Here is a 24,256-nt window from a genome sequence, read left to right on the forward strand (position 1 = left end):
CACTCGTGGACGCACACATCTACAACACGGTGCTGCTCATCGCCGCCGCCCTGTTCTGCCTGGCGTTCATCCTGACCACCTGGCGGATCCTCATCGGGCCCAACTCCCTGGACCGGGTGCTCGGCCTCGACGGGATGATCGCCATGATTCAGTGCGCCCTGGCGGTCTACATCTGCTGGTCGCTGGACACCACGGTGTCTAACGCCATGCTCGTCGTCGCGCTCCTGGGGTTCATCTCCTCGGTGTCCGTGGCGCGCTTCCGCAAGCGAGACGGGGCCTAAAGGAGTACTTGATGGGACAGATCATTCACTACGCCACCGACGTCATCTCCCTGGTTTTCATCATCGTCGGCGCCGGCCTTGTCTTCTCCGCGGCAGTGGGTCTGGTGCGCTTCGGCGACACCATGTCGCGCATCCACGCGATTACCAAGCCGCAAAGCTCCGGGCTCATCCTCACCATCCTGGGCGCGATCATCCGCGTCGCCGGTGCTCCCGACTTTGGCACCGCCGAGCGCGGCGACATGGGTGTGCTGGTGCTCCTGGTGCTCTTCGCCTTCATCACCGGGCCCGTGACCGCCCAACGCCTGGGACGCATCGCCCGCCGCGAGGGCCTGTATGCACCCAAGGAGTCCATGACGCGTAACGACGCCCCCGCAGGCCGCGCCCTGACCCGTCGCCGCGAGCCCGTGGACACCGCCACCACCGCCGCGCGCAAGAAGAAGGGCAGCTAGGCGCGCTGATTCTTAACGTTCCAGCGCGGCACGCGCCGGCGCCGGCATATCCTCAGGCTCGATATAGCTCACAACCTGCACGTAGATGCCACGGTGCGTCACCATGGCGTAGCTATGGCTCGGATCGGGCGCTATCAGGTCAACCGTGTAGTCGCGCCGCTCGCCGTGGCCATCCACCAGCACCACGTCCGTGGCGTAGTGCTGCCCCTGCGGCAGCACGGCGAAGTCATCGCGCGAGCGCACCGCTGGGTTGAGCGAATCCCACCCGGCGCTCATCCCCTCGGTGCAAAACAGCACCACGCAGGCCACCGCAATCACTGTGAGGGCGGCAGCCCACTGGCTCAGTTCCTTTCGCACGCCTACCCAACCTAGTGACGGTAGCCCAGCCCTTCAAGGCACAAGGCTAAGAAAAACTAGTCACGCGGCGGCAGCGCCTCAAGAACATCCATCTCCGCACAGGTGGCATCAACAGCAGCCGTCCACGAACCAGTTTCCTCAAAAAGCTCACGCTGACGCTGATAGCCCGCCCCCCGATTGAGAATCTCATAGACCAACTCCAGCTCACGCTCACAGCCAAGCTCTACGGCCAGGTCACCGAGCTGTTCGACCAAATCGGCCAACTCGTCGCGCACCCAGCGCTCCGTGGTCTCACGATCAGTAATCACCAAAGCATCCAGCCCATAGCGCGCCGCCCGCCACTTGTTTTCCGCCACATGCCACGGCTGCAACTCCGGCAACGCCTCGCCCCGATCAATCATCCGGTCATAGTGAACCACCAGGCAGTGCGTGAGCGCCACTACGGCAGACAACTCCCGCAGATTAGAGGTGGAATCACAAATACGCACCTCAACCGTGCCCCACTTAGCGGCCGGGCGAATATCCAGGTGCATGGACCCAGTGTGGCTGATCACCCCGGAACGATCCTGATCCCGCATGTAATCCACCCACTCCTGCCAACTATGCAACTGCGGCGGCAAACCAGCGGTGGGCAACTGCTGATACTCCAAGCAAACAACAACCTAACACGGGTTGATCGGGGTATTTTAAAACCGGTTGCGTGCAGTCAATCCCTTCGGTCCGAAATGTTAACGACTAACAAGGCAATAACATTTAGCAAAGAGCTTGAAATAGAAACGAAATCGATATACCCTTGGCGCACATCGATAAAATTAAACAGGAGGACGAGGATAGTCAGCAAAGTAGAAAAACCGACTAACCCGAAAATCCAGAATTTTACTTTGTTTGTACGACTTAATAGGAACCCCCACACCAACGCCTGAACAGCGACTATGGTTATTAGCTGAACGAACTCCATGCCATTTCCTAGCCCTTCGGTCGGTTAACATTGGGTCGCGTAGGGGAACACTATATTCGGAGAGTACTTACCTCCAATTGCCCGGATAGCGAAACAGCGCCCCGTGTTGGTCGCATGGCCGGCAACTAGAGCCGCTCCCGCGCAAGCACCTTTCGTAAGCCACCCCGCAAATCCAAGACCTCTCACTTTTCCAGCACAGTAGCTAGCACTCATTGCGACTGCGCTCGTTTCATCTTTTGAGAAGACTAGTTCTTGTCCAATTTTCTTACCATTGTGGTGAACGTCCCTTATGTACGGATCAGCTATTACCACAGCCCCATTTGGACTCTTCCCTATTTTTTGAATGAGGACATCCCCATCGGTTTCAAAAGAGGTCTCTACTGGGTTACCTTCTATATCTTCCGCCCACGCAGGATCAATTATTTTTTCCGGTTCCCCATATTTCTCCGAGCGGACCAAAACATAGCCGTTTTTAATTCGAGATTGGAATCTTTAAAAAGGTATTCAATCTCACTCTCTTCACTGCCTGCCGTCACAGAGACAAACTGTGTGCCATCTTCGCGACTTATTACCTGTAGCGCCCGTTCATTATCCCAATAGGGAACCGTTTCGTTGAGTCCCCGCAGTTGCCCGGGGGAAAATTCGTAGGCTTCAGTTACATCAACTATTCCATCGGGGCTGATCCACAATTCACCTCCAATTGACGTGGGAGTGTTCGTGTTTTCATTGACCACCTGACTGACATCCGCGACAGACAGGTGCGAAATGTCGTCAGCCCGCACGGCAGACATGAAAGAGAACGTCAGTATTAGGGAAAGAAAGATTGATACAAGTACCCTAAGAAGGGTAGGTGATCCTGCCCGCATAAGCACAAGGACTCCTTTCGAAAAAGGCTTCATACTCATCGTATTGACAGGTCCTGGACCTGTCAACAGTGAGGCTCGAAATATACGATTACAATTGCCTATAAGGTAAGCGCGCGATCACCTTGCCACCCCTCGATCCCCGTCCATGACGAACGGTAGCTCCCGGACCCACTATATACAGGTTTAACGGAGCGTTACCTATCCAATATTTAGGGCCTTGCGCACTCTTTGCCTTCCACCTAACAATCACCCACTTGTGCCGCTGGACTGCAGCTTAGGCACAACGCTCCGATAACACCGCTGACACACCCGACATATCTAGTCCTTCGGAGCAGTATTATTTTTTGACTCAAATCAGGGTTCGCAAATACTCCTTAATCACTGTGATGGCGGCAGCCCACTGGCTCAGTTCCTTTCGCACGCCTACCCAACCTAGTGACGGTAGCCCAGCCCTTCAAGGCACAAGGCTAAGAAAAACTAGTCACGCGGCGGCAGCGCCTCAAGAACATCCATCTCCGCACAGGTGGCATCAACAGCAGCCGTCCACGAACCAGTTTCCTCAAAAAGCTCACGCTGACGCTGATAGCCCGCCCCCCGATTGAGAATCTCATAGACCAACTCCAGCTCACGCTCACAGCCAAGCTCTACGGCCAGGTCACCGAGCTGTTCGACCAAATCGGCCAACTCGTCGCGCACCCAGCGCTCCGTGGTCTCACGATCAGTAATCACCAAAGCATCCAGCCCATAGCGCGCCGCCCGCCACTTGTTTTCCGCCACATGCCACGGCTGCAACTCCGGCAACGCCTCGCCCCGATCAATCATCCGGTCATAGTGAACCACCAGGCAGTGCGTGAGCGCCACTACGGCAGACAACTCCCGCAGATTAGAGGTGGAATCACAAATACGCACCTCAACCGTGCCCCACTTAGCGGCCGGGCGAATATCCAGGTGCATGGACCCAGTGTGGCTGATCACCCCGGAACGATCCTGATCCCGCATGTAATCCACCCACTCCTGCCAACTATGCAACTGCGGCGGCAAACCAGCGGTGGGCAACTGCTGGTAGAGCATGGTGCGGTTGGAGGCATACCCGGTGTCCAGGCCGTCCCAGCCCGGGGAGCTGGCCGTCAGGGCGAGCAGGTGCGGGTACTTCGTGGCTATCGCGTTGATGATGGGCCACACGCGCTCCTGGTCCCGGATGCCCACGTGGACGTGGATGCCCCAGATGAGCATCTGGTTGCCCCAGTATTGGGTGCGTTCGATGATCTCGGTATAGGAGCCCTTCTCACTGACCGGGTTTTCCCGGAAGTCAGAAAAGGGGTGGGAGCCAGCGCCCCACACGCGCAGGCCCAGCGTGTTGGCGGCCTCGCGCACCGCGGTCAGGTCGCGGCTTAACTCCGCCACGGCCTCCGGCACCGTGTGGCAGACCCCGGTGACCAGTTCAACGGTGTTGCGCAGGAACTCCCTTTCCAGGTGGATCTCCGGGTGGGCGTCATGCACCGCGGCGATGACCTCCGGGGCCACGTGCGCGAGGTCACGGGTCTCCGGGTCGATGAAAGCGAGCTCCCATTCCACCCCGAGTGTGGGTTCTGGCGAGGGATGAAACTCGGTCTGTACGGCGTGGTTGGAGGTCATCGAGGCGGGTTCCTGGTGTTGAGGTTACGGGGCAACGGGTCCGGCAAGGACCAAGGTGATGTCATTATCGCCTGCGGTTGCTGGCGGCAGGGCGGGATTGTAGGGCTGGGCTTCGCCTCCGACGCGGGCGGCGAGCTCTTCTGCACGGTGCTGCGCGTCGGCGTTACCGGGGTGGTAGAAGACGGTGGTGCGTTCCACCTTGAGCTGCTCTTCGGGCAGGTTTCCTACCTCGCCGACGTGGGCGCCCTGCTCGGTGAACTGCCGGGAGGTGTTGGCCGCCAGGTCCGGCACGGTGGAGTTATTCAGCACGTTGATGCGCGCGGGCCCGGCGGCAGGTGCCGGGGCGGGCTGCTGGGCCTGCGGGACCTCGGCGGGAGCCGGGGCGGGCGCGGGCTGCTGCTCGGCGGGGGCTGGGGCCGGCTGCTGGGCCGGTGCCGGCGCGGGCGCGGGGGCCCCGGGGGCGGGAGCGGGTGCCGGGGCGGTGGCTACGGGTGCGGTGGAGCTGGTGGCGGCACCGTCCGAGTCGTCGGAGTCGCGGTGCATGAAGGCCCATACGCCCCAGATGGCTAGGAGCACCGCCACGGCGATGAGCACCATGGCTAGGCCGCGCAGGGGTAGCGCGGGCCGTTCGTCGGCGTCGAGCTCGGCGGCGGCGTCCTCGTCATAGTCGGCGTCGGCGTAGTCAGAGGCAGCGTAGGCCGAGGCGGATCCGGCGGCTCCGGCGTAGCCGGCGTCCTCGTAGCCCTCCTGCGCGTAGCTGTCATCCGCGTAGTCGTCGTAGTCGTCGTAGCCTTCATAACCCTCGTAGGCAGGCTCGTCGCTGTAGTGGTGATCATCGGAGTAATCATCGCGGCCACCGTCACGGTGGCGGCGGGAACGGCCGTAGTTTTCGTTCACATCAGACACAGCGTTCACTCTAATGGTTAATCGGCGCGTGGGTCTTCATTTCTTTCTCGGGCGCGGCGATCCCTGATGCGTGCGAGCCTGCTCATGAGCAACGGGTGCGCGGCGTGGGCCTCGGGGGCGTCGATAAGCACATTGAGGCGCTGATAGTAGCGCACGGGGCTGACCCCGAGCTGGGCGCGGATGGCTTCCTCGCGGGCGCCGAGGGCACGCGGGGCGCGCTCAGCGAAGTCCAGTAGCCGGGCGTCGAAGTCGGTGAGGGTCATGCCTAAACTGTATGGCATGACTGTGCGCCCCATCGTCATCTATGGCGACCCCGTCCTCCACCAGCCCACGGCGCTCGTGGAGGAACCCTTCGACCGCTACCGCGAGCTCATCGATGACATGTTTGAGACCATGGAAATCGCCCACGGGGTGGGACTAGCCGCCAACCAGGTCGGCGTGGGCCTGCGGCTTTTTGTGTACAACTGCCCCGACGATGACGGCCACTGGCACTGCGGATACTTTATTAACCCCACCCTGGAGACCTCAGAGATTCCGGTGACCATGCCCGTCGACGACGGCTCGGAAGACGAAGGCTGCCTGTCCCTGCCCGGCGAGGGCTTCCCCACCGGACGGGCCTCCTGGGCAAAGGTCACCGGCTACGACCTCGACGGCAACCACATGGCCGCGGAAGGCACCGGCTTTTTCGCCCGCTGCCTCCAACACGAGGTAGGCCACCTCGACGGCTTCGTCTACACCGACACCCTCATCGGGCGGTTCAAGCGCGCCGCAAAGAAGGCGATTAAGGCCAACGGCTGGCCCGGCAACCCCGGAAACACCTGGCTGCCCGGCAAGGAAGACGATCCCTTCGGCCACGACTCCTCCGGCTCGCCCGACCGCATCCTCACCGCCGACACCTCCCTGGCCAAGGGAGACGCCTCCCCGCAGCGCATCGAACCCTAAACGTCCCGTGGCCCGATTCTTCCGCTCCCAGCGCCCCCACATCGGCGACCGCATTGTGGTGCGCCGCCGCCTGCCCGGCACCGACGGCGAAACCAGCGACGTCATCGGGCATGTGCTCAGCCTCGACCCGCTGACGGTGCGCCCCCAGCGCGTCGGCGGGCTGCCCTCCCGCGCCCCCGCGCTGACCATCCCCGACGAGCTCATTGCCATCGTGCGCATCATGTCCCCGCGCACCGTGCGCAACTCCCAAATCCGCGCCATCGAATCCGCCACCGCCGCCGCGTTCCCCGGCCTGGAGCACCGCTGGAGCGCGGACGGACAATGGCTCCTGCGCCTCGGCGACGGCATCACCGAACGCTCCAACTCCGCCACCCCACTCGGGCGCACCGCAGGACTTGAGCCCGTGCCGCTAGAAGAAATCACCGACTTCTACCACTCCCACGACATGCCGGTGACCCTGCACATCCCCGAGCGCATAGCCAAGGGCGCAGAAACCCTGGTCCAGGGCCCCGGCTGGCTACTCGGCCCGGAGATCCTGGTCATGGCCCGCGACCTGGACAACCTGCCCCACCCCACGGCCAGCCTGACCGGGCCCGCCGCCGAGCTGACCCTGCGGATCGACGACCAACCCGACGACGACTGGCTGGCCCTCTACCACTTCCGCGGCCAAGCCTTACCCGCCGATGCGCTCGACCTGCTGCGCCGCACCATCGACGGCACCATGGGCTTCGCCCGGCTTATCGACGCCGCCGGGGCCACCGTAGCCATCACCCGCGCCACCATCACCGCCGCCCCCGACGGCGCGCACTGGCTGGGCTACTCCGCCGTGGAAGTCGCCCCCGCCTGGCGCCGCCACGGCCTGGCCACCCGGCTCGGCGCCGAAGTCCTGGCCTGGGGTGCCGCCCACGGCGCCCAGGGCGCCTACCTCCAGGCCATCTCCACCAACACCGCCGGCATTGGGCTCTACCACAAGCTCGGGTTCCTTGAACACCACCGGCACCGCTACGCCACCGAGGACTTCTCCCGCGCCCCGCGCCCCGGCGGGTCGCCCACGTGAAAGCGCTATTGTCTTAGGCATGCGCATTGCCACCTGGAACGTCAACTCCGCGCGCACGCGGGCTGACCGCATCGCCGCATTCCTGCACCGCCACGACGTCGACGTCGCCGCCCTGCAGGAAACCAAGTGCACCGACGCCCAATTCCCCGCCGAGCTGTTTGAAGACGCAGGCTACAGCGTCGCCCACACCGGGTTGAACCAATGGAACGGCGTGGCCATCCTGTCCCGGGTGGGCCTGGAGGACGTGGAGACCAGCTTTCCCGGCCAGCCCGGCTTTGCCAAAGACCCGCACAAGCCCCAAAACATTGAGGCCCGGGCGCTGGGCGCCACCTGCGGCGGGGTGCGCGTCTGGAGCTTGTATGTGCCCAACGGCCGGGAGATCGCCGACCCCCACTATGACTACAAGCTGCGTTGGCTGTGGGCCCTGCGCGATGCCGTGACCGCCCAGCTGGATGCTGACCCCGGCATGGCCCTGGCGCTCATGGGCGACTTCAACATCGCCCCGTGCGATGAGGACGTCTGGGACATGGACTACTTCCAGGGGCGCACCCACATCACCGAGCCGGAACGCGCCGCCTTCCAAGGGCTCCTCGAATCCGGCCTCACCGAGGTCACCCGGGCACGCACCCTGGATACCCGCTACACCTACTGGGACTACACCCAAGGCAGGTTCGGAAAAAACGAAGGCATGCGCATCGATTTCCAGCTGGCTTCCGATGCCCTGGCCCGTACCGTCACCGGTGCCTTCATCGACGTAGAAGAACGCGCCGGAAAGGGCGCCTCCGATCACGCGCCCGTGGTGGTGGACTACCACTTAAGCGCCGACTTTGACAGCGTGCGTTAACACCGTGTTTCCGTTCCCCACCTTCAACTTTGCCACCCTAGATACCTGGCAGGCGCTCGGACTAGTCCTGGACTACTCCATCAAGGCGGTGGCCATCGGCTACGTGCCGGAGGGCCGGCGCCCCAGCTCGTCCACGGCGTGGCTGCTGGCCATCCTGCTGCTCCCCGTGGTCGGCCTACCCCTGTTCTTGCTCATGGGCAGCCCCTACATCAACCGGCGGCGCCACCGCATCCAGCAAGAAGCCAACGTCATGATCGAAGACGTCCAGGCCGACACCCCCGACTACCCCGACGACGCCCACCTAAGCCCCGAGATCACCTCCATGGTGGCGCTCAACCGGCGGCTGACGAACCTGCCCGCGGTCGCCGCCACCAACCGGGGGCTGCTGGCCGACTATGACAACACCATCGCGCGCATGGCCGCCGCGATCGACACCGCTCGCGAGACCGTCCACGTGCAGATCTACATCATGGCCTGGGACGACACCACCGACGTGTTCTTCCGCTCGCTGGAGCGCGCCGTGGCCCGCGGGGTGACCGTGCGGCTCATGTTCGACCACATCGGCTCCCTGAAATACCCCAAGTACCGCACGCTCGGCCGCCGCCTGACCAGCATCGGGGTGGACTGGCACCTCATGCTGCCCCTCCAGCCCTGGCGCGGGCGCTTCCGCCGCCCGGACCTGCGCAACCACCGCAAGCTCCTCATCATCGACGGCAAAGTCGGGTTCGTGGGCTCCCAAAACATGATCGACCGCAGCTATCTCATGCGCGCCAACAAGAAAGCCGGGCGCCAGTGGATAGACATCATGGTCGAGCTCGAAGGGCCCATCGTCGACTCGCTAGAAACCATCTTTGCCGTGGACTGGTACACCGAATCGGGCGAACCACTAGCCCTGGGCAACGCCGCCCCACCCGGCGAAGCGGTCTCCGACGAAAGCGGCGCCACCAACGTCGTCCAGGTAGTGCCCTCCGGGCCCGGCTACACCACCGAGCCCAACCTGCGGATGTTTACCTCCATCGTCCACCACGCCAAGCACCGGCTCATCCTGTGCAGCCCCTACTTCATCCCGGACGAATCCCTCCTCGAGGCCGTCACCACCGCCTGCTACCGGGGCGTGCAGGTTGACCTACTCGTCTCCGAAAAGGCCGACCAGTTCACCGTCCACCACGCCCAATCCAGCTACTACCAAACATTGCTGGAAGCCGGGATGCGCATCTACCAATTCCCCGAACCCTACGTGCTGCACACCAAGTTCCTGCTGGCCGACCCGGACGGCGACCCGGTGGCCGTGCTCGGCTCCTCCAACATGGACATGCGCAGCTTCGGGCTCAACTATGAGGTCTCCCTGATGATCACCCGCGGCAACCTCATCACCCAACTGGCCGACCTCACCGAGGCCTACACCGCCGTGGCCAAGGAACTGACCCTGGCCCAGTGGAAACGCCGCGGCATCGGCCGCCGCTACGTGGACAACGTTATGCGGCTGACCTCGGCGCTTCAGTAGCGCCCGCACCCGCACGCCCCGCCCACCACAGGCCGAGCGCGCACGCCACCATCGAGGCCACCATGCCCACCGCCATGGTCACCGCCGGGGAGGAACCCACAGCCATGAACGGCCCGACCACGCCCGCCAGCCCGAACTGGGCAAAGCCCATCACCGCCGAGGCCGAGCCCGCATTCTTGCGCACCGCCCCCGTGCCCAACGCCGTGGCATTACCCAACACGATGCTCAGCGCGCTGATGCCAAAGAACAGCAGCGGCAACAGCACCCACGGAGACGTCGTGACGAGCGCGGCGAGGAGCAGGGCGGCGTCGATAAGCAGCATGAACAGCACCGTAACCCCCGTGATCCGGTGCGGATCCGCGCGATCGATGAGCTTGGTGTTGACCATATTTCCCAGCACCAAACCCACCGCGTTGACCGCAAAAGCCAGGGAATACGACTGCGCAGACCACCCCATCTGCCCCTGCAGCACGAAAGGCGAGGCGCTGATGTAACAGAACATCGCCACAAAAGCGAAGGTAAACGCCACGGTGTAGCCCTGGAATTGCCGGTTGCGGCACACCGCCGCAAAGCCGCGCAGGACCGCCGACGCCGTCGCCGGGGAACGCCGCTGCGGCGGCAACGACTCCGGCACCCACACCACAGAGACCACCAACTGCACCACGCAGATCGCCGTCAAAATCCACATCAGACCCCGCCACCCCAGCGGGTCCGCCAGCACGCCGCCCACCACCGGCGCGGCCACCGGGGCGATCCCCTGAATGGTCATCACCAGCGCAAACGCCTTGGCCGCGGCCTTGCCACTGGCTATGTCCGGAACCACCGCGCGCGCCAACACAATGCACGCACCCGACCCCAAACCGGCCGCCGCACGCGCACCAATGACCACCGCAACATTCGGCGCCACCGCCGCGGCCACCGAACCCACCGCCGCCAACAGCGCCCCCGCCAACAGGAACGGCTTGCGGCCCAAAGCATCAGACACCGGGCCCACCAGCAGCTGGCCCACCGCCATGCCCACCATGAAGGTAGACAGCGTGAGCTGCCCCGCCGCCGGGGAGGTTGCCAAATCCGCCACCATGGCGGGCAGCGCGGGCAAATACATGTCCGTGGCAAAAGGCGCCGACGCAGACAACAGCGCCAACGCAAGGAGCAGAGACAAAGCTAAACGATCCGACTTCATGGAGAAGTCACCGGCCTTTCTTCACGCCGCGCCGGCTCAGACGCCCGAGACCAGACGCCCGTAACACCCGCGGCGGTGAGGTTGATGGTAAAGCACGCTTGGGAACCCTCAACGTCACTGCCTCATGCGGTCACTGCGCCCGGGGTTAAGACGGCCACCCATGGCATTGTAATGACCTTTCACCCGCAGGGGGACAACGAGTACCCCGCCGCGGTGGATGGCTGATAAATTTCAGGATGGTAAACGGCAGGCAAATTGCCGTGCCTTCCCAATACTCATCAATCCATCGGAGGCGTGGCGCGTGACACTAGGGGGCCCGGCCAGCGGCTCGGCATCGCCCATGGGGCGGCGCCCGGCCTGGACCGACGCACACCTGGGCCGCTTTTCCCCGCTGGGCACCCAGCACTTTATGAACCCCAAGGTCATCGCCGCCGCCGACGATGAGGTCTCCTACAGCTGGGCGGGCAAGGCGGTGCGCTGGGTCGGGGTGGCCGGATGCATCGCCGCGCTGCTCGTCGGCCTCTACCTGGTTGTCGATGGCCTCGGCGGCCTGGGCTCCGGCTACGCCTCGCGCATCTTCGCCGCCGCCTCCCACCCCATCACCGGCCTGCTGCTGGGAATCCTGGCCACCGCCGCGCTGCAATCCTCAACCACCACCACGGCGGTGACCATCGCCGCGGTCGGCTCCGGGGTCCTCAACGTGGCGGTCGCCGTGCCCATCATCCTCGGCGCCAACGTGGGCACCACCGTCACCGCCATGATGGCCGCGTTTAGCTACACCGGCGACCGCGGCGCGTTTCGCCGCGCCCAATCCACCGCGTCCCTCCACGCCTGGTTCAACGTGGGGCTGGTGGGCATTGCCCTGCCCCTGGAGCTGGTGGCACACCCCCTAGAAAAGCTCAGCGGCGCCATCACCAGCGCACTGTCGCTTGCCGACGCCCCCGGCCCCCACATCGACTCCTCCCACACCATCGCCGGGATCCTCGACCCCGTCATCGCCACCCTCGGCACCCGCGGCCTCGCCGGCGCACTGCTGCCCAGCCCCCGTGCCGCCGCCGTGGCCTGCGCACTCGCCGGCATCGCCTGCGGCCTGGCCGCACTGCGCGCCATGCGGCTGCTGCTGCGCGACCTCTTCCGCGCCACCACGGCCACCGCCCTAGAACGCATCTTTGGGGCCTCCCCGGCAGCCGGGCTGATCACCGGCGCGCTCGGCACCGCGCTTATCCAATCCTCCACCGTGACCATCACCTCGCTGCTGCCCTTCGCCGCCTCCCACACGCTGCGCCGGCGAGAATGCCTGGCCGTGATCCTCGGCGCCAACGTGGGCACCACCTTTACCGCGCTGATCATGCCGCTAGCGCTGCCCGGCACCCTGGGCAACGTGGCCGCCCAGGTGGCCCTGGTGCACGTGCTACTCAACGTCCTGGGCGCCGCCCTGGTCGTGGCACTGCCCCCCGTGCGCCGCGGGCTCATCGCCCTGGCCAAACTGACAGCCCGGACCTGCGACCGCGGCTACGGGGCAGCACTCGGTTCCCTCATCGGGTGCTACTTCCTGCTGCCCGCCGCAGGCCTCCTAGTCGCGGGACTCAGCTAGGCATCCCGGCGCCGCAGCACCACCATTCCCAGCACAAAAATGGCCACCGCCCAGACGGCAAAATAGGCGCCGTGAAGCCACAGCGGCCACGTCGAGGTATCGGTCCAGCTCAGCGTGGCCGCCGCATCCTGCGCGTCTGCCATGCCTTGGGTGCCCGTCAGGAACGAACTCAAGTGATGGAAAGGCGAATACTCCGCAATCCGCGGCCCCACCCGCGGCACCAGGCGCACCACATTTTCAATGGCCAGCGGCCACAGCAGCGCCAACGCCACCGCACCGGCCGTGTTGCGCAACAGCCACGCCAACCCCTGACCCATGATGACCAACAAGACCGTGCTCACGGGAAACGCCCACAAGAAGCGCACCGCATCCGGGCCCGACAACGAATACGTGGTGATGTTGTCCCCCGTGGCAAGCAGCCCCACGGACAGCACCACAACAACGGCGATCTCCGTGAGAATCACCGCAAAGAGCGCCACGGTGAGCAGCTTGCCCACCGCCACCGTCACCCGGCGCGGCAACGCCAGGAAGGTAGGCGACTGGGTGGAATAGCGATACTCCCCGGTCACGGTGATCACCGAATGAACCAGCAGGACATACACGCCGATCATCGCCAGCGGTATCACCATGTCTATCGGCGAGATCACCATGGGGTGTTCCGCGGAGGCAAAGCTGGTCATCGCGAGCATCGCGGCACCGCTCATGCCAATGCCAATCAACAAATACAGCGCAGAGAGCCAATACACGGCCGGCGTGGAGCGCAGCTTGATGGCCTCCGCGCTCATCGCATGGAACACGTTTTTCACTTCGCGGACTCCTCCTCGCCAGTGGCGTGATACTCCACCGCATGACCAGTGGTTTGCATGAACACATCCTCCAACGAGGCCTGCTGCACCGCCAGCTCCGTCAACGGAATCGCATTGTCATAGGCCACCATGCCCACCTCATCAGTGGTGGTGTTATCCGCCACCAACACGGGCCGACCCTGCGCGTCAGTAGTAGCGGTGACGGAAATGCCCGCGGTGGTGAGGGCGGCGTCGAGAAGCTCCATCGCCGCACTGCGCACCACCACCTTCGCCTCAGAATGCGCGGACACGAACTCCGCGGTCGTGGTATCGGCGATGAGCGCCCCGCGGCCAATGACCACCAGGCGCTCCGCCGTCTGCGCCATCTCCGAGAGCAGGTGCGAGCTGACCAGTACCGCCCGGCCCTCGCTAGCAAGCCGGCGCAGCAACAACCGCACCCAGCGAATACCCTCCGGATCCAGACCATTAACCGGCTCATCGAGCACCAACGCCGCAGGATCCCCCAGCAGCGCCGCCGCCAAACCCAACCGCTGGCGCATGCCCAAGGAAAAGCCCCCGACACGCTTGGAGGCCACATCCTCCAAACCGACCAGACCTAAAACCTCATCAACCCGCGACCGCGAAATGCCACCGGCTGCAGCAATCCAGCGCAAATGCGAACGGGCGCTACGCCGCGGATGCAACGCAGAAGCATCCAACAGCGCGCCCACCTCCCGCAACGGCTGCTCAAGGCGACGGTACGGCTTGCCATTAATCGTCGCGGTGCCCGCCGAAGGATTGTCCAACCCCACGATCATCCGCATAGTGGTGGACTTGCCGGCCCCATTCGGGCCCAGGAAGCCGGTGACCACCCCCGGTTGAACGTCAAAGGTCAACTCATCAACGGCACGCACCGACCCATACGTCTTGGACAGTGCCTGAACTTCAATCACGCCCACCAGAGTGCCATAACTTTGCCATCCCTGACCGCACATGCACACGCCACTACCCCCGCCGCCCGCCGTGCTACACCAAAGCACGCACCCGCCGCTCCACCCGATCCAAAGAACGGGCGAAGGCCGGCAACAAGTCCAACTGGCGCACCCGATCCAAAGGAACCCACCGCAACTCCAGGGACTCCTCATTGGCCCGGGTGGGCAACTCCCCGCCGCCCACCGTCGTGGCCAGCACCGTGGTATACGTCCACTGCCCCGCCAGATGCGGGCGCGCCGGATCCGCGGCAAAAGGACCGGCAGTGACTAGCTCATCGCGCACCCGCACCGCGGCGCAATCAATCGCCGTCTCCTCGCGCGCCTCCCGCAACGCCGCCTGCGCGGCGCTTTCCTGCGAATCCCGCGCACCCCCGGGCAACGCCCACGTACCACCCGACGCCGTCCACAGGGCCCGATGCTGCATGAGCACCCGCGGCGTTGGGCCTGCGGCAGCGATAAGGAACAACCCCGCAGCGCCGAACCTGCCCCACAGCTGACTCTCCCCCGGGCCTGCCGCCCAACCATTACCATCGCCGCGCATACCCCCGATTATGCCCCCGACATTGCCCAGGCGCCTCCCCACAGGTTCCCCCCAAGCCCCTCGAGACACCTTTATGCACCCACGGGCCCACACTCCGCTCGCCCCGAACGGGTGCCCAGCATAGTGGTCACCTGAGTGTTCGGCGGTTACCCTTGAGGAATGAGCGGCGAGGAACACCCCAGCGACTCCGGCACCCCGGCCGTGGTCTACCGCCGCAAGCGGCTGGGAAAACCCAGAAACCCCGTCTCCCGGGGCGCCCGGCGCATCCGCCTCGACGCCTCCGAGATCCCCGGCGACACCACCGACGAATGGCTCGACGCCACCACCGATAACCCCGCCACCGCGCGGCGCGGCCCGCGGGCCTGGCTGCACGACACCTACGCCGCACCCGCTGCGCGCATGCGCCGCGCGTGGAGCTTCGTGGCCACCACCCCCGGAAAGATGGTCGCCCTGGTAGTCATCCTGGCCGCCGCCATCTTTGCCGCCGGCTACTCCATGTCCGTCTCCTCTGCGGACCGCCAAGACAACCTGACCACGCTGCTGCGCACCGCCGAGCCCACCAGCTCCGCCGCCCACAACCTCTACGCCTCCCTGTCCCTGGCAGACACCATCGCCACCACCAACACGGTGCAACACGGCCTGCACAATGACACCGCCAACACCGCCGCCTATTGGCGGGCCCTCGACCGGGCTTCAGCCGCGGCCTCCCAGATCTCCGCCGGGCTGCCGCCCGAAGACCGCACCTCCGCCGAGCTGATTGCCGCCATTCAACGCCAACTGCCCGTCTACTCCGGACTGGTCGAGGCCGCCAGGGCGAATAATCGCCAGTCCAATCCCGTCAACGTGTCCTACACGGCACAGGCCTCCGAGCTCATGCGCGGGGAAATCCTCACCGCCGCAGCCGCCCTCTTTGACCGCACCACCGGGGAAGTCTCCCGCCAACAGCACCAACTCACCCGGCCCCAATGGGTGCCCCTGTCTGGGCTGGTGGCCGCCGTGATTTTCCTGGCCTTGGCCCAGTGGTGGCTGTGGAAGATCACGCGCCGCCGACTCAACCGCGGTTTCCTGGCCGCCACGGCGCTCATGCTGGTGGCCATCGTGTGGGTCAGCGCCTCCAACTTTGTTACCTGGCAGGCCGGCACGCAGGGCTTTGAGCAGGCCTCCACCCCCTGGCAGGCGCTCACGGCCTCGCGGATCACCGCCCAGCAGGCCCGCACCTCGGAGACTTTGGCCACGGTGCGCCGCCAAACCATTGAAAACACTAACTCCAACTTTGACCAGACCACCCTGGCGCTCGCGGGGGCGCTCGACGCCTACGAGTCCGCCGATGACGCGGCGGCGCAGGCTGGCCGACCCCGCAACGAGCATTCGCGGGCCGCGGTCGCCCAGGCCCGCACCGCGCTGGAGGATTGGCGCGACGCCCACGACGCATTGGTGGACGCGCTGGGCACGGGTAACTTCACGGTGGCGTTGGCGCTGACCACGGAGGACTCCTACGGCTCCCCGGCGCGCCCCACCACTGTCGCCGCCTTCGACTCCCTAGATGATGCCCTGTCCACGCTCATTGCGGATTCGCGCCAGACCATGCGCACCTTTGTGGCCCAGGGGCTCGCGGCGACGGCGCTGGTCTCCTGGGCGGTGTTGGTGGCCTCCGTGCTGGCGGTGGCGTCAGTGATACTGGGTATTCGGCGGCGTTTACAGGAGTATCTGTGATGAAATTGAAAGCTGCGAAGGCACGAAAGGCACTGCCCGTGCGCAGTGCGATCCCGCGGGGTGGCGTGCTCCACGGCGCTGCCCTGCGGCGGCTCGCGCTGCTGGGCACGGGAACCTGCCTGGCGCTGAGCGGGTGTGGCCCGGTACCGCATTCGCTGGTGCCCACGCGCAGCGGCGTGGAGGTCAGCGCCCCCGAGTGGGCCGCGGGCGTGGCCGATTCTGGCGACCCGGAGTTCGGCCCGCCGCTTCCTGCCGGGGCCGTGGTGGAGGCCGCGGGGGCGAAGCCTGCGGCGGAGGTGGATACGCGGCAGGTGGAGGGCTCGTTGCGCCCGGACTCTGCCACTCCCGCCCAGCGGGTCCCGGAGGTGATTGCCCGGGGGCATGTGATCGTAGGGGTTGATCAGTCGTTGAATTTGATCAGCTACCGGGATGCGGTTAGCGGGCAGTTGCGGGGCTGGGAGGTGGACCTGGCCCGCGAGATTGCCAGGGATATTTTTGGTGATCCGGACAAGGTGGAGTTCCGTTTTGTGCAGTCTGCTAGCCAGTTGTCTGCGGTGCGCGATGGGGATGTGGATATGGTGATTCGCACCATGACGATTACCCGGCAGCGCCAGCAGGAGGTGGCGTTTTCTACGCCCTACCTGACCACGGATACGCGGATGCTGGTGGCGCGGGGTTCGGGGTTGGAGCGGCCGGCTGATTTGGCGGGCCGTACCGCCTGCGTGGCGGAGCAGTCTACGGGTTTGCAGACGTTGCGCCGCCAATCGCCCGGCGCGCGGATTATTAAGACCCGCAGTTGGGCGGATTGTTTGGTGGCGTTGCAGCAGCACCACGCGGAGGCGATTATTGCCGATGACCCGATGCTGTCCGGCATCGCCGCCCAGGACCAGTTCACGCAGATTGTGGGGCCAAGCCTGTCGGTGGAGTCCTATGGGGTGGCCATGACGCGCCCGGAAGATGGGGGGAATCCGGGGTTGATTCGCCAGGTCAATGCCACGTTGGAGCGGATCCGGGCGGATGGCACCTGGTGGCGGTTGTTTAAGCAGTGGTTCTCTGGTTACTTGTCCACCCCTGGCCCGCCGCCGGCGCATTATCGGGCGGAGGGTGACGCGGCTGCGGAGGATGCTGCTGCTGATACTGCGAGCCGGCACGATGGCCCTCAGGAGGCGCCCCATGAGCGATAGTACGTCCCATTCCCCGGCGCAAGCTGACACCGAGGGGGTGGCCACCAGCCCTCCCACTGAGGCGGTGGTTGCCAGCCCCGGCACGGAGGCCGTGCCCTTTGACCCGTTTGCTGATGATGAGTCCACCGATTCCGCTCCGGTGGCTGAGGAGCTTGGCGATATCGCCGCCCTCATCGAGGACATGGGCTCCTTGCGTGACGACGCCGCCGCGCGTCGCCGCCTCGACGCCGCCGAGCGGGCCCACAGGGAGGCGCTGAGCACCTTCCGCAGCCGGCGCACGTCCCGGCGCCATGACCGCATGGTCGCCGACGGCATGGTCTCCCTGCCTTTCGTTGAGCTCACCCCGCCGGAGGAGGCGCTGCGCGATCCCGACGAGGCCGCCGGCCCGAATACTTCCCCGCCGGACCTGCACCCGGGCGACATCGTTGCGGAGCAATATGAGGTGCTGGGCACTATCGCCCACGGCGGCATGGGCTGGATCTACCTGGCAGAAGACCGCAACGTCTCCGAGCGCCTGGTGGTGCTCAAGGGCATGCAGGCACAGGCCAAGGAGCATGACGCGGTGGCGGCGGCCGCCGAGCGCGAGTTCTTGGCGGACATCACCCACCCGGGGATAGTCAAGATTTTCAACTTCATCGATGACCCGCGCGTGCCCGGCGGGTTCATTGTCATGGAGTACGTGGGCGGGCCGTCGCTACGCCAGCGCATGCGCCACTCCCCCGGCGGGCACCTGCCTATCGACGTCGCCATCGCCTACATCCTCGAGGTCCTTCCCGCGCTGGAGTACCTGCACTCCCGCGGGGTGGTGTACAACGACCTCAAGCCGGAGAACATCATCGCCACCGAGGATCAGGTCAAGCTCATTGACCTTGGCGCGGTCTCCGGGGTGGGCGCCTACGGCTACATTTACGGCACCAAGGGCTACCAGGCGCCGGACGTGCTCACCGCGGGGCCGTCCGTGGCCAGTGATGTCTACACCATCGGGCGCACCCTGGCTGCCTTGACCATTGACATGCCCGCCACCGATGGCGTGCTCGACCCGGGTATCCCCTCGCCCAGCGACCAGCCGCTGCTGCGCCGCTACTTAAGCTTCTACCGGCTGCTCATCCGGGCCACCAACCCGGACCCGGCGCACCGCTTCCCGGATTTGGGCTCCCTGCGCAGCCAGCTCTACGGGGTGCTGCGCGAGGTGCTGGCACTGCGCGACGGGCGCCAGTTCCCCGCCCAGCATTCGCGCTTTTCCCCGCAGCGTTCCACGTTTGGCACCAAGCACCTGGTCTACCGCACTGATCAGCTTATCGACGGCATCGAGCGCACCGTCCGCATCACCCCCGGGGAGGTTGTCTCCGCGCTGCCCGTTCCGCTGGTTGACCGCACCGACGTCGGCGCGGCGATGCTCTCCGGTTTCTCCTACACCGAACCCGAAGAGGCCCTGGAAACCCTCCACCAGGCCATGAGTACCCCGGAGTATGAGCACTCCGCCGAAATCCCCTTGGGCGTGGTGCGCGCCATGCTTGACCTGGGGTTTACCGGCCGGGCGCGGGCATGGTTGGAATCCTTAAGCGACCGGCTTGGCGATGACTGGCGCTACCAGTGGTACCTGGCAGTCACCCACCTGCTGCTGGAAAACTACCCCACCGCGCAAAAGCACTTCTACCGCGTGCTGAGCATCCTGCCCGGAGAATCCGCACCCAAGCTGGCGCTCGCGGCCGTCGATGAGCTCATCCTCCAGCAACTCGGCTACGCAGACACCTCCCTGCTGCCCCCCGAACAAGCCCGCCGCGTCGTCGAGCCCTCTGGAACCATCGGCTCCCTGGACTCCTCCTTCCTGGAGCGTATCGACGCCGACTGGTCCGACCTCACCCAAGACCCCCTGCTCCTGCGCTTCCACGCCCTGCGCATCTACGCCCTGGTGTGGGCCACCAACCCCACCACCGTGTCCTCTGCCTTTGGGCTGGCCCGCCAGCTCATGGCCGAAAACCAGCTGGAGTTGGCCTGCCGCGCCCTCGACCGCGTCCCCCAAGCCTCCCGCCACTCCCGCATGGCGCAGCTGACCACCATCGTCCAACTCATCTCCGGACCGCCTACAGAATCCCGCATCCGCCGCGCCGCCCGCCGACTCGAAGAGATCCCCACCAACGAGCCCCGCTTCCTGCAGATCAAAACAGCCGTCCTCTCCGCGGGACTGAACTTCCTGCGCAACGCCGACGTGGAGGCCGCCGCCTCCCCGAACTTCCTCTTCGAATACCCCTTCACCCAGCGCGGCCTGCGCCTGGGGCTGTCCAACGCGCTGCGCCGCCAGGCCCGCAACACCCCGTTTTCCCGGCACCGCTATGACCTGGTTGACATGGCCAACCAGGTCCGGCCAGTGACCTGGTTTTAGCGACGCGTGGCCACGGCGCCAAGAGCAATCACCGCCGCGGCAAGGGGCAGCGCCCACCACCACCCCGAGCCGACCATCACCTGGGGGAAAACCAGCGGGTTTCCCCGCTGCGCGGCGAGGAAGCCCGTGATGTTGCCCACCACGCACCCGCACCTCTCCAGGGCCGTAACGGGCACCATCCCTACCCCACCCCTGCGACTGTCTGCCACGTCACAGCCCATTGACTAGCCCCAGTAGCAAGAGAAGGTTAGGCTCATGTTTATCATTACCTAATCCACTTCAGATACCTGGGGAGACCACCATGCCTGGCACAACCAGCGCGCCCACCACACCCAAACCCTTCGCGTTTACTACCCGCGAGCTGATCAACGTCGGAGTGTTCTCGGCGCTGTACTTTGTCATCATCTTCGGGCTCGGCATGATCGGGTTCGTCGCCCCGGTGGCCATGTTCTTCGGGTGGGGTATTGCCATCATCGTTGACGGCATCGTCATGGCGCTCTACGTCTCCCGCACGCCGCGCTTCGGCGCGGTGACCCTCCTGGGGCTCATCGTCGGGCTGCTCATGGTGGTCACGGGCCACTGGTGGGCCACAGCACTACTGGCGGTGGCGTTGGGCCTGATCAGCGATGCGATCATCTACCGGGGCGGGTCCGCCGAACACACGATGCGCCGCTTCCCGCTGGGCTATGCGGTGATGACCGTGTGGTTCATTGCCCCGCTGTTGCCCATCCTGATCAACGCCGACGCCTACTTTGCGGACATGGCCGGCCAGATGAGTGCCGAATACGTCGAGGACATGCGGGCGCTCTTCCAGCCGTGGGTGCTGGGCGTGTGGACGATCTGCCTGGTCATCCTGGGGCTTATTGGTGGTGTGGTGGGCGTGCGCGTGGGGGCTCGGCACTTCCGCCGCGCGGGCCTGGCATGAGCACTGCCCTGGCGCTCGCACAGGCTGGACGGCCCGCCCCGCTGCGCGTGGATCCCCGCGTGGCGCTGCTGACCCTCGTGGTCCTCAACGCGTTGGCGATGGGGCGCTCCGCACTCTGGTTGGTCCTTGTCTGCGCGCTGCTCGTCGCGGCGTTGTTGGCAGCATCATGCCGGTGGCGGGCGGCGGGAACTACCGCGGCACTGGCCTTGGGCTTTTATGGCGTGGCGGTGGGCCTGCCCCGGCTGATAGACGGCGCCTGGGTGGCGCTCGTGGGGGCGGCGGCCTACTGGCTGTGCCGTTTTACTGTCACGGTGGGCGTGGCGTGGTGGCTGATGGTCACGGTTCGGCCCGGCCAGTTGGTGGCGGCGTTGCAGTCCTGGCACGCGCCCCGGTGGTTGGTCATTCCGTTAGCGGTCATCGTGCGCATGGTGCCGGTGATCGTGGAGTCTTCCCACGCGGTGGCGGACGCGATGGTGCTGCGGGGATTGCGCCCTACCCCCGTGGGGGTGGTGGCGCATCCGGTGCGCAGTGCGGAGATCACCATGATCCCCCTGCTCTCCACGATCGTGCGCACCACGGATGAGTTGGCGGCGTCGGCAATGCTGCGGGGATTGGGCGGGCCGTGGCGGGCGACGTCGCTCAGCGTCCTGCGGTTGCGCTGGGTGGACGCAGCCCTGGCCGCGGTGCTGGTGGGATTGGTGGTGTGCCGTGTCTGTTGTTGAGGTATCGGATGTGAGCTTTAGCTACGCGCATTCTTCCACCGGGATCGAGGGGGTGAGCCTCCATGTGGATCCCGGCGAGGTTGTGCTGCTGTGCGGAGCGTCCGGCTCCGGCAAAACCACCGCGCTGCGCACCCTGAACGCCCTGGTGCCGCAGTTCCACGAGGGCACGCTTTCCGGCACCGTGCAAGTAACCGGTCAGGAAGTCAGCGTGCTGCCGTTGCGCGATGCCGGGACGCTGGCAGCGACGGTGTTCCAGAATCCGCGCACGCAGTTCTTTGCCAGCACCGTAGCGGAGGAAATCGCCCTGTTTGGGGAAAACCACGGCCTCGACCCCGCGGAGATCCGCCGCCGCGTGGATGCCGCCGCCGCGCAGGTCGGCGTATCGGATCTGCTCGACCGTGAGCTCGCGAGCCTCTCCGGCGGGCAGGCGCAAGCGGTAGCCTGCGCCAGTGCCATCGCCGCCGCCACTCCGGTGGTGCTTCTCGACGAACCCAGCTCCAACCTCTCCACACAATCCATCGATGTGCTCGCCCACACGATCGCCCAGCTCAAAGCTGCGGGAAAGGCTGTGGTCATCGCCGAGCATCGCCTCTTCTTCCTGCGCGGGCTGGTGGACCGGGCCTACCACTTCTCCCAGGGGCGTATCGACGCCGCGCTCAGCGGCACCGAGCTTTTCACCTTAAGCGACGCCGACCGCGCCGAGCTGGGGCTGCGCACACTCCAGGCACCACACCGACCCGCGCCCGCACCCTGGGCCGCGGGACGCACCGGGGTGATAGTAGAAAACCTCCGCGTTAGCTTCGGCGGCACACAGGTGCTCGACATCCCACGCATGGAATTCCCGCGCGGCGCAGTCACGGCGCTGACCGGCCCCAACGGCGCGGGCAAGTCAACCCTGGCGCGCGTCCTGTGCGGCCTGCAACGCCCCGCACGCGGCGCACGCATCACCGTGCCCGCCACCCGCGCCCTGGTCATGCAGGACACCTCCCGCCAGCTCTTCGCAGAAACGGTCGCCGAGGAAGTCACCCTGGGCCTGCCGCGCAGCGTCCAAGAGCGTATCGACGTCCCCGCCATCCTCGCCGAGCTCGACCTCACCGCCTACGCCGACGCCCACCCCCAGGCCCTGTCCGGAGGACAACGCCAACGGCTGGTCATTGCTAACGCCCTGGCCCAGGACGCCGAGCTGGTGATCCTCGATGAGCCCACCTCCGGGGTAGGCCGCGAGCACCTGCTGGTGGTGGCAGACCTTCTGCGCCGCCTGGCCGCACGCGGCGCCGTGGTCATAGTGATCACCCACGACGACGAACTCATCGAAGCGTGCGCGGACCTTAACCTTGAGCTCCTCCCCTGCACCCCCGGTGGGACAACCACTGCTGGGCGGCCTGCTCCGGGTGATCAGTGACCTCGTCAGGCTCCACCGGTTCTCCCTGGTAGACCCTTCCTGTGCGGTCGCGCTCGAAGGAAGTGGTCACGGCGAACTCGGCGCCATCGGGGAGCCGGTAGGCCATGTTCGCGGTGGTATAGCCGGCCGTCGGCTGGCCAAAGGTTCGCGCATCCAGGCCCTTAAACGCCAGCATGGTCGCCTCCCCGGAGCTGGCCGTCTGCCCATCAACCAGCACCGCCACCGGGACGTGGGCCTTGCCCTGTGCCGTTGTGGTCGTTGGGGTGCCACCGCCGCGCACCCCATTGCCGCTGATGGTCACGGGCGTGGAATGCAGGCTGCGCCCAATCCACTCCAAAGCGGTTCCGTCAGGCAGCAGTGGAGACAACCCTGCAAGCATGGGCCCCATGTCGCCACCCCCATTGCCCCGCAGGTCAACAACGGCACCGCACACCGCGTCCGCGGCGCCAGGAGATACTGGCAAGGCCGCTACCAAGCCCTGCGCCAGCGTGTCTGCGTACGCCTGCCCGTCCGCATTCCAGCTAATCGACGGCACCTTTGCTGTCACCACCGCACCCCGCCGGACCACCGTCGGGGCAGGGTTGTCCTTCTCGGTGCTGCTGCGCACGTCCTCCGGTGGGGTGAAAAAGGAATGCTTGCCCCCGGCGGCGTCGAGAAGCGAATCCAGATCCCCATAGAGTTCCGCCGGCGCTTTCGCATGGCGAGCATGCTCCATGAGACGCCCATAGGCCTCATCAAACTCCGCCGACTCGCCGTGAATACCCTGGTACTGCGCCGGGAAAGCCACAGCCTGCGCGTACCGCTTCGGGGTGACATGACCCAGGAACACCGGATGGCCCAGGATCAACGTGCCGTAGGTGGTGCCGAAGGCGTAGACCACGCCCGCGGTGGCGCACCCCAGCACCGCGAGCACCGCAACAACGATGAGGCAGATTCTTTTCAACACGCCCCACACACTACCGACGCACCCCCGCCTGCGGCCTCCACCCCAGGGATGATTTTCCCACGTCAGCGCCCCTAAGGGTAAACCCCG

General features: G+C 65.6%; 24 protein-coding genes and 1 pseudogene. 13 read left to right on the forward strand and 12 right to left on the reverse strand.

All coding sequences use genetic code 11. The annotated features are described in order from the left end of the window. The first annotated feature begins 5 nt into the window (after positions 1-5). Positions 6-281: a monovalent cation/H+ antiporter complex subunit F gene (locus tag LH390_RS10215; RefSeq protein WP_227281425.1), complete on the forward strand. Its 276-nt coding sequence runs from the start codon at positions 6-8 to the stop codon at positions 279-281. An 11-nt stretch (positions 282-292) separates the two neighbouring features. Then, positions 293-730, forward strand: a complete 438-nt coding sequence (locus LH390_RS10220; protein ID WP_227281424.1) for a monovalent cation/H(+) antiporter subunit G — start codon at positions 293-295, stop codon at positions 728-730. Positions 731-742: 12 nt separating this feature from the next. On the opposite strand, the gene LH390_RS10225 is transcribed toward LH390_RS10220, so the two are convergent. The 6 genes and pseudogenes from LH390_RS10225 to LH390_RS10250 form a co-directional block, all read right to left on the reverse strand. Further along, positions 743-1,087, reverse strand: a complete 345-nt coding sequence (locus LH390_RS10225) for a hypothetical protein (RefSeq protein WP_227281423.1) — start codon at positions 1,085-1,087, stop codon at positions 743-745. A gap of 56 nt (positions 1,088-1,143) precedes the next feature. Then, a pseudogene (locus tag LH390_RS10230) lies at positions 1,144-1,731 on the reverse strand (glutamate-cysteine ligase family protein); the annotation flags it as partial. Between the two features lie 733 nt (positions 1,732-2,464). Then, positions 2,465-2,836, reverse strand: coding sequence for a hypothetical protein (locus LH390_RS10235; protein WP_227281422.1), 372 nt, complete (start codon positions 2,834-2,836; stop codon positions 2,465-2,467). 552 nt (positions 2,837-3,388) lie between these two features. Beyond that, complete coding sequence (locus LH390_RS10240) at positions 3,389-4,546, reverse strand: glutamate--cysteine ligase (protein ID WP_227281421.1); 1,158 nt, start codon at positions 4,544-4,546, stop codon at positions 3,389-3,391. Between the two features lie 24 nt (positions 4,547-4,570). After that, a complete protein-coding gene (locus LH390_RS10245; RefSeq protein ID WP_227288219.1) occupies positions 4,571-5,452 on the reverse strand; it encodes a LytR C-terminal domain-containing protein in 882 nt (293 codons plus the stop codon). Positions 5,453-5,469: 17 nt separating this feature from the next. After that, positions 5,470-5,715: a DUF3263 domain-containing protein gene (locus LH390_RS10250; protein ID WP_227281419.1), complete on the reverse strand. Its 246-nt coding sequence runs from the start codon at positions 5,713-5,715 to the stop codon at positions 5,470-5,472. A gap of 16 nt (positions 5,716-5,731) precedes the next feature. Here LH390_RS10250 and LH390_RS10255 point away from each other — a divergent pair, with 16 nt between their 5' ends. Genes LH390_RS10255 through cls form a run of 4 tightly spaced genes read left to right on the forward strand, consistent with a single transcriptional unit; the run spans position 5,732 to position 9,799 of the window. After that, entirely contained in the window at positions 5,732-6,394 is a 663-nt protein-coding gene (locus LH390_RS10255; protein WP_399524820.1) for a peptide deformylase, read from the forward strand. Positions 6,395-6,401: 7 nt separating this feature from the next. Then, positions 6,402-7,451 (forward strand): N-acetylglutamate synthase, CG3035 family, encoded by a 1,050-nt coding sequence (locus tag LH390_RS10260; protein ID WP_227281418.1) that lies wholly within the window; start codon positions 6,402-6,404, stop codon positions 7,449-7,451. Between the two features lie 19 nt (positions 7,452-7,470). Beyond that, positions 7,471-8,295 (forward strand): exodeoxyribonuclease III, encoded by an 825-nt coding sequence (locus LH390_RS10265; protein WP_227281417.1) that lies wholly within the window; start codon positions 7,471-7,473, stop codon positions 8,293-8,295. A gap of 4 nt (positions 8,296-8,299) precedes the next feature. Then, positions 8,300-9,799, forward strand: coding sequence for a cardiolipin synthase (gene cls, locus LH390_RS10270; protein WP_227281416.1), 1,500 nt, complete (start codon positions 8,300-8,302; stop codon positions 9,797-9,799). Here cls and LH390_RS10275 read toward each other — a convergent pair. After that, positions 9,771-10,982, reverse strand: a complete 1,212-nt coding sequence (locus LH390_RS10275; RefSeq protein WP_227281415.1) for a multidrug effflux MFS transporter — start codon at positions 10,980-10,982, stop codon at positions 9,771-9,773. The two genes, cls and LH390_RS10275, sit on opposite strands and share 29 nt — an antisense overlap. 301 nt (positions 10,983-11,283) lie before the next feature. On the opposite strand from LH390_RS10275, the gene LH390_RS10280 reads away from it, so the two are divergent. Next, positions 11,284-12,576, forward strand: a complete 1,293-nt coding sequence (locus tag LH390_RS10280; protein WP_227281414.1) for a Na/Pi symporter — start codon at positions 11,284-11,286, stop codon at positions 12,574-12,576. Here LH390_RS10280 and LH390_RS10285 read toward each other — a convergent pair. The 3 genes from LH390_RS10285 to LH390_RS10295 all read right to left on the reverse strand — a co-directional run bounded on the left by LH390_RS10285 (position 12,573) and on the right by LH390_RS10295 (position 14,894). Next, a complete protein-coding gene (locus LH390_RS10285) occupies positions 12,573-13,382 on the reverse strand; it encodes a hypothetical protein (protein WP_227281413.1) in 810 nt (269 codons plus the stop codon). The two genes, LH390_RS10280 and LH390_RS10285, sit on opposite strands and share 4 nt — an antisense overlap. After that, positions 13,379-14,314, reverse strand: a complete 936-nt coding sequence (locus tag LH390_RS10290; protein ID WP_227281412.1) for an ATP-binding cassette domain-containing protein — start codon at positions 14,312-14,314, stop codon at positions 13,379-13,381. The genes LH390_RS10285 and LH390_RS10290 overlap by 4 nt, the downstream gene beginning before the upstream one ends. 73 nt (positions 14,315-14,387) lie before the next feature. Next, entirely contained in the window at positions 14,388-14,894 is a 507-nt protein-coding gene (locus LH390_RS10295) for an NUDIX domain-containing protein (protein WP_227281411.1), read from the reverse strand. Positions 14,895-15,053: 159 nt separating this feature from the next. Here LH390_RS10295 and LH390_RS10300 point away from each other — a divergent pair, with 159 nt between their 5' ends. Genes LH390_RS10300 through LH390_RS10310 form a run of 3 tightly spaced genes read left to right on the forward strand, consistent with a single transcriptional unit; the run spans position 15,054 to position 20,174 of the window. Next, entirely contained in the window at positions 15,054-16,607 is a 1,554-nt protein-coding gene (locus LH390_RS10300; protein WP_227281410.1) for a hypothetical protein, read from the forward strand. Then, positions 16,607-17,791 (forward strand): glutamate ABC transporter substrate-binding protein, encoded by a 1,185-nt coding sequence (locus LH390_RS10305; RefSeq protein WP_227281409.1) that lies wholly within the window; start codon positions 16,607-16,609, stop codon positions 17,789-17,791. The genes LH390_RS10300 and LH390_RS10305 overlap by 1 nt, the downstream gene beginning before the upstream one ends. Further along, a complete protein-coding gene (locus tag LH390_RS10310) occupies positions 17,781-20,174 on the forward strand; it encodes a serine/threonine protein kinase (protein WP_227281408.1) in 2,394 nt (797 codons plus the stop codon). The genes LH390_RS10305 and LH390_RS10310 overlap by 11 nt, the downstream gene beginning before the upstream one ends. Here LH390_RS10310 and LH390_RS10315 read toward each other — a convergent pair. After that, positions 20,171-20,317 carry a hypothetical protein gene (locus LH390_RS10315; RefSeq protein WP_227281407.1) on the reverse strand — a complete coding sequence of 49 codons (147 nt, stop codon included), beginning with the start codon at positions 20,315-20,317 and terminating at the stop codon, positions 20,171-20,173. The two genes, LH390_RS10310 and LH390_RS10315, sit on opposite strands and share 4 nt — an antisense overlap. 158 nt (positions 20,318-20,475) lie before the next feature. Here LH390_RS10315 and LH390_RS10320 point away from each other — a divergent pair, with 158 nt between their 5' ends. From LH390_RS10320 to LH390_RS10330, 3 genes are read left to right on the forward strand one after another with little or no spacing between them, the layout of a single operon-like run. Next, the gene (locus tag LH390_RS10320) at positions 20,476-21,099 is read left to right on the forward strand and encodes an MptD family putative ECF transporter S component (RefSeq protein ID WP_227281406.1); all 624 of its coding nucleotides are present in this window, start codon (positions 20,476-20,478) and stop codon (positions 21,097-21,099) included. After that, the gene (locus tag LH390_RS10325; RefSeq protein WP_227281405.1) at positions 21,096-21,821 is read left to right on the forward strand and encodes an energy-coupling factor transporter transmembrane component T; all 726 of its coding nucleotides are present in this window, start codon (positions 21,096-21,098) and stop codon (positions 21,819-21,821) included. Before LH390_RS10320 ends, LH390_RS10325 begins: the two co-directional genes overlap by 4 nt. Next, positions 21,808-23,223, forward strand: a complete 1,416-nt coding sequence (locus LH390_RS10330; protein WP_227281404.1) for an ABC transporter ATP-binding protein — start codon at positions 21,808-21,810, stop codon at positions 23,221-23,223. Before LH390_RS10325 ends, LH390_RS10330 begins: the two co-directional genes overlap by 14 nt. On the opposite strand, the gene LH390_RS10335 is transcribed toward LH390_RS10330, so the two are convergent. Beyond that, positions 23,150-24,169, reverse strand: a complete 1,020-nt coding sequence (locus tag LH390_RS10335) for a S41 family peptidase (RefSeq protein WP_227281403.1) — start codon at positions 24,167-24,169, stop codon at positions 23,150-23,152. The genes LH390_RS10330 and LH390_RS10335 overlap by 74 nt on opposite strands. Between the last annotated feature and the right edge of the window lie 87 nt (positions 24,170-24,256).

Source organism: Corynebacterium uberis (assembly GCF_020616335.1).
Taxonomy (GTDB): Bacteria; Actinomycetota; Actinomycetes; order Mycobacteriales; family Mycobacteriaceae; genus Corynebacterium; species Corynebacterium uberis.